The sequence below is a fragment of the Streptomyces mayteni genome (genome assembly GCF_054783955.1).
Genome location: NZ_BAAGPR010000205.1, coordinates 1 through 6,493, shown reverse-complemented (window position 1 = coordinate 6,493; position 6,493 = coordinate 1). Strand labels below are relative to the sequence as shown.

The window sequence follows — 6,493 nt, the reverse complement described above, 5'->3', positions numbered from 1 at the left end:
GGGCACCCATCGTCGGCTGAATCCGGCCGGCGCCCTGGGGAAGGCGCGGGGCGCGGCGCCGTGCGCCGGAGGCAGAGGGACGGCGCCACGCGCCAGAGGCGCGGACGGCCGGCGATGCGCGCCCGGCTGGCTGGGGAGGCCGCGCCGCCCCGCGGGCGGCTGGGCGTTGCGCGCCAGAGCGCGACACGCACGAAGCGACCGCTGGCGGATGCGGGCTGGGCGCGGGGCACGGACCGTCAGCGTGACCCGCCCTGCGGGCGGCCAGGCGGGGGCGGGGCGTGCGAAGCGTCACCGGTAGGGGTGCGTTGCCGTGCGCCGGAGGCCCGGACCGTCGGCGCTACGCGCCTGCCGGCCCGGGTGGCCGGGCGCGGGGCGCCCGAGCCACGAACCGCGTTGGCGGGCGAGGCGCCGGAGGCGCGGCCGGGCGGGCGGGGCCGCCGCGCCGCCCTGCGGGGGGCTGAGCGCGAAGTGCCGGGGCGCTGCGCGCCCACAGCCAGCCGGGCGCGTGGCGCCGCTCCGCGCCGACCTGGGCGGACGGGCGGCGCGGTGAGTGCGAGGGGGCGGCCGGAGGCGGCTGCTCCGCCCCCAAGGCGGCCATGTGCGCCCATCCCCTGGGACGCGCGAAGCGCCGTCGCCGCGGGCCCGGGCGGCCAGGGCGCTGCGTACCGGCCGTCGCGCCGCGGCAGCGGAAAGGGCGGGTGGGTGGGGGAAAACCTCCGCCGGTGGGACGTCAGACGTAGTCCTCCAGGCGGGCGAGCGCGAAGCCCTGGCTGGTGACCGTGTCGAGGACGCGGCGGATCATGTCCGGCATGGAGCCGGACCATTCCTCGGTGCCGCGGAAGTGGGTGAGGATGATGTCGCCGGGGTGGAGTTCGTGGTCGCCGCGGCCCCAGTCGATGCGGTCGGGGAAGGCCTCCTCGGCCCACAGCGGGATGGCCTCGACGTCGCAGGACGCGGCGGCGCGCAGCGTGTCGCGGTCGTAGGCGCCGTAGGGCGGGCGGAAGAGGGTGGGGCGCTCGCCGATCTCCTTCTCCAGGATGTCCTGTTGGCGGCAGATCTCCTGCCGCTGCTCCGCGTAGGAGAGCGTCGGCATCTCGCGGTGGTTGATGGAGTGGTTCTGGATGGCGGAGCCGTCCCGGTGGGCCTCGCGGAAGTAGTCGTAGTCGTCGCGCGCCACGTAGTCGGAGAGGAAGCTCGTGTAGGGCAGGTCGAGTTCGCGCATCATCTCCAGCAGCTCGGGGTCCTTCTCCGCGCCGTCGTCGATGGTGAGGAAGACCACCTTCTCGTCGGTCGGCACCTGGACGATCACCGGCGGCAGGCCCTTGCCCGTGGTGTGTCCTGGCTCGCTGGTCAGCTTCGGCTTCTCGGCGGGGGGCGCTGGCGCCCGGAGGGGGGCGCGGCGCAGGCCCCACGTCTTGACGGCCGCGAGCCGCCGTTTCTCGGCGCCTTTGAGGCGCTTGGCGTAGGAGGCCAGCGCGTCCGCGACGGTGCGCGCCTGGGCGAGCTGCGGTGCGCCGAGGACGAGGCCGGCTTCGCCGGCCCCCGGGCCGTTGGGCGGGGGTGCGGGCGCACCGGTGACGGCGGTGAGGAAGCGCCAGCGGTCCGGCTCGGCGGGCGGCGGCGTCGGGACGGCGCCGGAACAGGCGAGGGCGAGTATCGTCGCGCCGCCGAGCAGCCCGTAGCGCCGCACCCGCCAGCGGAGTCGGCCCGGGCCGCCCTGCCCCTCCCCGCAAGCTTTTTGTCTTACTTGTCCGATAATCTCCATGGTTCCGGATGCTGCCACCCCTCTCCCCGGGACCGCGGCAGCCCGTTCCGTGGCGCCGGGGAGAATGACCCGTGTGGCCGCACCGTCCGCCGACCTCGGCGCCTTCCCCGACCTGCTCACCGAGCGGGGTCAGCTGCTGCTCGCCGAGTTGCGGGACCTGGACCCGGCCGACGAGTTGACCGCCGCCACCCGGCTGCGCCGCGCGCACCCCGCCGAGCTCGTCTCGGCCGCCATCGGCCAGGCCCGGCTGCGGCAGCGCGCGGCCGCCAAGTTCGGCGAGGACGCCCAGCGGATGTACTTCACGCCGAACGGCGTCGAGCAGGCCACCCGCGCCCCCGTCGCCGCCTGGCGCGCCGCCCGCTTCGCGGCGCTCGGCGCCCGGCGCCTCGCCGACCTGTGCTGCGGCGTCGGCGGCGACGCGATCGCGCTCGCCCGTGCCGGCATCGAGGTGCTGGCCGTCGACCGGGACCCGCTGACCTGCGCCGTCGCCCGGGCCAACGTCGAGGCGTTGGGGCTCGCCGACCGCGTCGAGGTGCGGTGCGCGGACGTCCAAGCCATCGAGAGCAATGTCGTCACCGACTTCGACGCGCTCTTCGCCGACCCGGCGCGACGCGGCGGACGCGGCCGTGTCTTCGATCCGGAGGCGTACTCGCCGCCGCTCTCCTGGGCGCTGGCCACCGCGCGCCGCGCCCCGCTGGCCGCGCTCAAGGTGGCGCCCGGCGTGCCGCACGAGGCGATCCCGGACGGCGCCGCGGCCGAGTGGGTCTCGCACCGCGGCGAGGTCAAGGAGGCCGTGCTGTGGTTCGGCGCCGGCGAGCCGGAGCCGCGCCGCGCCACGCTGCTGCCCGGCGGCCACGGGCTGACCGGCTCAGGCACCCGGCGGGCGCCCGCCGGCGATCCGGGCCGCTACCTGTACGAGCCGGACGGCGCCGTGATCCGCGCCCACCTCGTCGCCGAGGCCGCGGAGACGATCGACGGCCGGCTGCTCGACTCCGAGATCGCCTACGTCACCACGGACGCGCCCGCCGCCACGCCGTTCGCCACCGGCTACGAACTCACCGACGTGCTGCCGTTCAACGTCAAGCGGCTGCGTGCCCTGCTGCGCGAGCGCGGCGTCGGCACGGTCACCGTCAAGAAGCGCGGCTCGCCGCTGACCCCCGAGGAGCTGATCAGGCGCCTCAAGCCGAGCGGTCCGAGCGCGGCCACCGTCTTCCTCACCAGGATCGCGGACGAGCCGGCCATGCTCGTCGGCCACCCACTGGGGCGGGGGCCGGGGTAGCGGTCAGTCGGGCACCGGGACGAACCGCCAGCGGTGCACCGGACGGTGCAGCAACTCGGCCGGCGGCTCGGGCAGTTCGGCCAGCGGCCCCGCCGGCCACCAGGTGATCACCAGCACCCGGTCGGCGTCGGCCGTGAAGGTCTCGCGGCGCGCCGGCGCCGGGTCGAGCGGCTGCACCCGAGCCCAGGCCAGCAGCTCGGCGCCCCGGCCGGCGACCGCCCGCGCCTCCCACATCAGCGCCACCTCGGCGGCCGCCATCAGTGCCCGTGCCCGTGGTGATGCTGGTGACGGTGGTGCGCCGCCGGGACGTGGGGCTCGGTCACCGGCAGCGAGGAGTCGGCCGGCAGGTCGAGCGCCGACGGCGTGCGCCCCCTGGCCACCATCTCCGCGCCGAGCGCCGCCACCATCGCGCCGTTGTCCGTGCACAGCCCGGGACGCGGCACCCGCAGCGTGATGCCGGCGTCGGCGCACCGCTCCTCGGCCATGGCGCGCAGCCGGGAGTTGGCCGCCACCCCGCCGCCGATCATCAGGTGGTCCACGCCCTCGGACCGGCAGGCCCGGATCGCCTTGCGGGTCAGCACGTCCGTGACCGCCTCCTGGAACGACGCCGCGACGTCCGCCACCGGCACCTCGTCGCCGGCCGCCCTGCGGTTCTCCACCCAGCGGGCCACCGCCGTCTTGAGGCCGGAGAAGGAGAAGTCGAGCGGCGCGTCGCGCGGCCCGGTGAGCCCGCGCGGGAAGTGCACGGCGCGCGGGTCGCCCTCGCGCGCCAGCCGGTCGATGACGGGGCCGCCTGGGAAGCCGAGCCCGAGCACCCGCGCCACCTTGTCGAACGCCTCGCCCGCCGCGTCGTCGATGGTGGCGCCGAGCGGCCGCACGTCCGTCGTGATGTCCGGGGCGAGCAGCAGCGAGGAGTGGCCGCCGGAGACCAGCAGCGCCATCGTCGGCTGGGGCAGCGGGCCGTGTTCGAGCTGGTCCACGCAGATGTGCGAGGCGAGGTGGTTGACGCCGTAGAGCGGCTTGCCGAGCGCGTACGCGTACGCCTTCGCGGCCGAGACGCCGACCAGCAGCGCGCCGGCCAGCCCAGGCCCGGCGGTGACGGCGACCGCGTCCAGGTCGCGGGCCGCCACCCCCGCCTGGGTGAGGGCCCGTTCGATGGTCGGGACCATCGCCTCCAGGTGGGCCCGGCTGGCGATCTCCGGCACCACGCCGCCGTAGCGCGCGTGGTCGTCCACGCTGGAGGCGACGGCGTCGGCCAGCAGCGTGTGGCCGCGCACGATGCCGACGCCGGTCTCGTCGCAGGACGTCTCGATGCCGAGGACGAGCGGTTCGTCAGCCATCTTCGTTCTTCTCCTCCTCCGGGTCCCGGTCCCCCGGGTCGGCCGGGTCGGCCGGGTCGGCCGGGTCGGCCGTCGGCTCGATCGCGCGGCGCATCACCAGCGCGTCGTGGCCGCCCGGCTGGTAGTAGCCGCGGCGGACGCCGACCGGCGCGAAGCCGAACCGGGTGTAGAGCCGCTGCGCGCGCTCGTTGTCGACCCGCACCTCGAGCAGCACCTCGCGGCAGCCGAACCCGGCGGCGGCCGCCAGCAGTTCGGACAGCAGCCGGGCGCCGAGCCCGGTGCCCTCGTGGGCCCGGGTGACGCCGATGGTCATCACGTCGCCGGCATCGCCCACCACGCCGACGCCGCCGTAGCCGACCAGCCGGCCGTCCGGGCGCTCGGCCACCACATAGCGGCGGCTGGGGCGCGGACCGCGGGCGTTGGCCAGCTCCGACCAGAACATCTCGGCCGACCAGGCGTCCTCGGGGAACAGCTCGGCCTCCAGGCCGAGCACCGGCTCGATGTCCCACCAGCGCATCTCGCGCAGTACGACATGCCTCGGGGGTTGGGGCCGTTCGGCGTGCTCGGTGTGCTCATCGGTGTGCTCAGGGGTCAACGGGTGACCGCCTTGTAGCCGGTCGGCACCTTGGCGTCCGGCCGGCGCAGGTACTGCGGCCGCGGGTCGGGCAGCGGCTCGCCGGCGGCCAGCCGCTCGGCCGCGAGCGCGGCGAGCGCCGCCGCCGAGGCGTGCGGCGGCAGGTCGTCGCGGTGGCCGGGGAACGCGTCGGGGTAGAGCAGTGCGCCGGCCCCGACGGCCGGCAGCCCCGCCACGGACTCGGCGATCTCGGCGGGCCGGTCGACGGCCGGGCCGCTCAGCCGGGTCCTGGCGTCCGCGTAGCGGGCCCAGTACACCTCCTTGCGGCGCGCGTCGGTGGCCACCACGAACGGCTCGGTCAGCCCGGCCGCGAAGGCGATGCCGTCCAGCGTGCCGACCCCGTGCACCGGGATGTCGCGGGCGGAGCCGAGGGCGGCGGCCGTGACCAGGCCGACCCGCAGCCCGGTGTAGGGGCCGGGCCCGGTGCCGACGACCAGCGCGGTGACGTCGGCGAGCCGGCGGCCGGCGTCGGAGAGCGCCCGGTCGACGGCGGGCAGCAGCAGTTCGCCGTGCCGGCGCGGGTCGACCTCCTCGGCGGTGGCGAGGGTCCGCTCTCCGTCGTGCAGGGCGACGGTCACGGCCGGGGTCGCGGTGTCCAGGGCGAGCAGCAGCACCGGGCAAGCCTACGACTCGCCGAGCGGCGGTCCGACGCCTGGTAGCGTCGCCCCAGGACTCTCCGTCCCACACCTTCCTGCGCGAAAGGCGGGAGCAGACCGTGGCGCGCCACACCTCAGGCTCCGGTTCCGGTGTCTTCGTCTCCGTGCTGACCGTCGCCGCGCTCGCTGTCGTCGCCTTCTTCGCCTACCAGGCGTCGGCCGCCGTGGACGACGCGCCGTCCCGCTCGGCGGAGCAGTCGGACGAGTCGACCGGGCCCGAGGACGAGGCGAACGGCGGCGGGGAGAGTGGCGAGGGCGGCGAGGGCTCGGCGACCGAGGAGCCGCCGGTGCCGGCCGAGTCGGGCACCGGCAAGCGCGTCGTCTACTCCCTTGGGCAGCAGCGGATCTGGCTGGTGGACGTCAGCCAGGACGGCACCGGCGAGGTGGTGCTCGACACCTTCCCTGTCCACCCCAGCCCGGTGAGCCCGTCGCCCGGCGAGTACGCGGTCTCCTCCCGGAACCCGAGCGGCACCGGCTCCGACGGGGTGGCGATCGAGAACACGGTGATCTTCCACGAGGAGGACGGCGTGGTGTTCGGCTTCTCGGCCGCGATCGACGGCTCCACGCCCGACCCCGACTCCGAGCTGCGCACCGGCGCGGTCCGCGAGGCGCGGGAGGACGGCGCGGCGATGTGGGACTTCGCGACGGACGGCGTCGCGGTCACCGTCGTCCCCTGACCCACGGCGGCATAGCCGCCGGCCCGCGCCACGCGGGGTTTTCCCCCACCCACCCGCCCTTTCCTGCGCGCTGCGCGCGGCCGGGGCGGCTCCGCCGCCGCGCCTGCGGCCCGGGCGCAGCGCCAGGTGCCGCCCGCGGGCC

Annotated in this window: 7 protein-coding genes; 2 read left to right on the top strand and 5 right to left on the bottom strand. The window is 76.5% G+C overall.

All coding sequences use genetic code 11. The features are described 5' to 3' along the window. Positions 1-730: 730 nt before the first annotated feature. Positions 731-1,756, bottom strand: coding sequence for a polysaccharide deacetylase family protein (locus ACYVPE_RS38875; RefSeq protein ID WP_461038566.1), 1,026 nt, complete (start codon positions 1,754-1,756; stop codon positions 731-733). A gap of 73 nt (positions 1,757-1,829) precedes the next feature. Between ACYVPE_RS38875 and ACYVPE_RS38870 the strand changes: the two genes are divergently transcribed. After that, positions 1,830-3,044: a THUMP-like domain-containing protein gene (locus tag ACYVPE_RS38870; RefSeq protein WP_461038564.1), complete on the top strand. Its 1,215-nt coding sequence runs from the start codon at positions 1,830-1,832 to the stop codon at positions 3,042-3,044. A gap of 3 nt (positions 3,045-3,047) precedes the next feature. Here the strand turns inward: ACYVPE_RS38870 and ACYVPE_RS38865 are convergent, their stop codons facing one another. The 4 genes from ACYVPE_RS38865 to tsaB all read right to left on the bottom strand — a co-directional run bounded on the left by ACYVPE_RS38865 (position 3,048) and on the right by tsaB (position 5,632). Continuing rightward, entirely contained in the window at positions 3,048-3,302 is a 255-nt protein-coding gene (locus ACYVPE_RS38865; RefSeq protein WP_461038563.1) for a hypothetical protein, read from the bottom strand. Continuing rightward, positions 3,302-4,384 (bottom strand): tRNA (adenosine(37)-N6)-threonylcarbamoyltransferase complex transferase subunit TsaD, encoded by a 1,083-nt coding sequence (tsaD, locus tag ACYVPE_RS38860; protein ID WP_461038562.1) that lies wholly within the window; start codon positions 4,382-4,384, stop codon positions 3,302-3,304. The genes ACYVPE_RS38865 and tsaD overlap by 1 nt, the downstream gene beginning before the upstream one ends. Beyond that, positions 4,377-4,901 carry a ribosomal protein S18-alanine N-acetyltransferase gene (rimI, locus tag ACYVPE_RS38855; RefSeq protein ID WP_461038565.1) on the bottom strand — a complete coding sequence of 175 codons (525 nt, stop codon included), beginning with the start codon at positions 4,899-4,901 and terminating at the stop codon, positions 4,377-4,379. The genes tsaD and rimI overlap by 8 nt, the downstream gene beginning before the upstream one ends. 74 nt (positions 4,902-4,975) lie before the next feature. Beyond that, positions 4,976-5,632: a tRNA (adenosine(37)-N6)-threonylcarbamoyltransferase complex dimerization subunit type 1 TsaB gene (tsaB, locus tag ACYVPE_RS38850; RefSeq protein WP_461038561.1), complete on the bottom strand. Its 657-nt coding sequence runs from the start codon at positions 5,630-5,632 to the stop codon at positions 4,976-4,978. Between the two features lie 101 nt (positions 5,633-5,733). Between tsaB and ACYVPE_RS38845 the strand changes: the two genes are divergently transcribed. Beyond that, complete coding sequence (locus ACYVPE_RS38845; RefSeq protein WP_461038560.1) at positions 5,734-6,351, top strand: hypothetical protein; 618 nt, start codon at positions 5,734-5,736, stop codon at positions 6,349-6,351. Positions 6,352-6,493: the final 142 nt, after the last annotated feature.

Coding starts and splice junctions, on each gene's coding strand:
- ACYVPE_RS38870 (WP_461038564.1), top strand. CDS start 1,830: ATGACCCGTGTGGCCGCACCGTCCGCCGACCTCGGCGCCTTCCCCGAC.
- ACYVPE_RS38865 (WP_461038563.1), bottom strand. CDS start 3,302: ATGGCGGCCGCCGAGGTGGCGCTGATGTGGGAGGCGCGGGCGGTCGCC.
- tsaD (WP_461038562.1), bottom strand. CDS start 4,384: ATGGCTGACGAACCGCTCGTCCTCGGCATCGAGACGTCCTGCGACGAG.
- rimI (WP_461038565.1), bottom strand. CDS start 4,901: ATGCGCTGGTGGGACATCGAGCCGGTGCTCGGCCTGGAGGCCGAGCTG.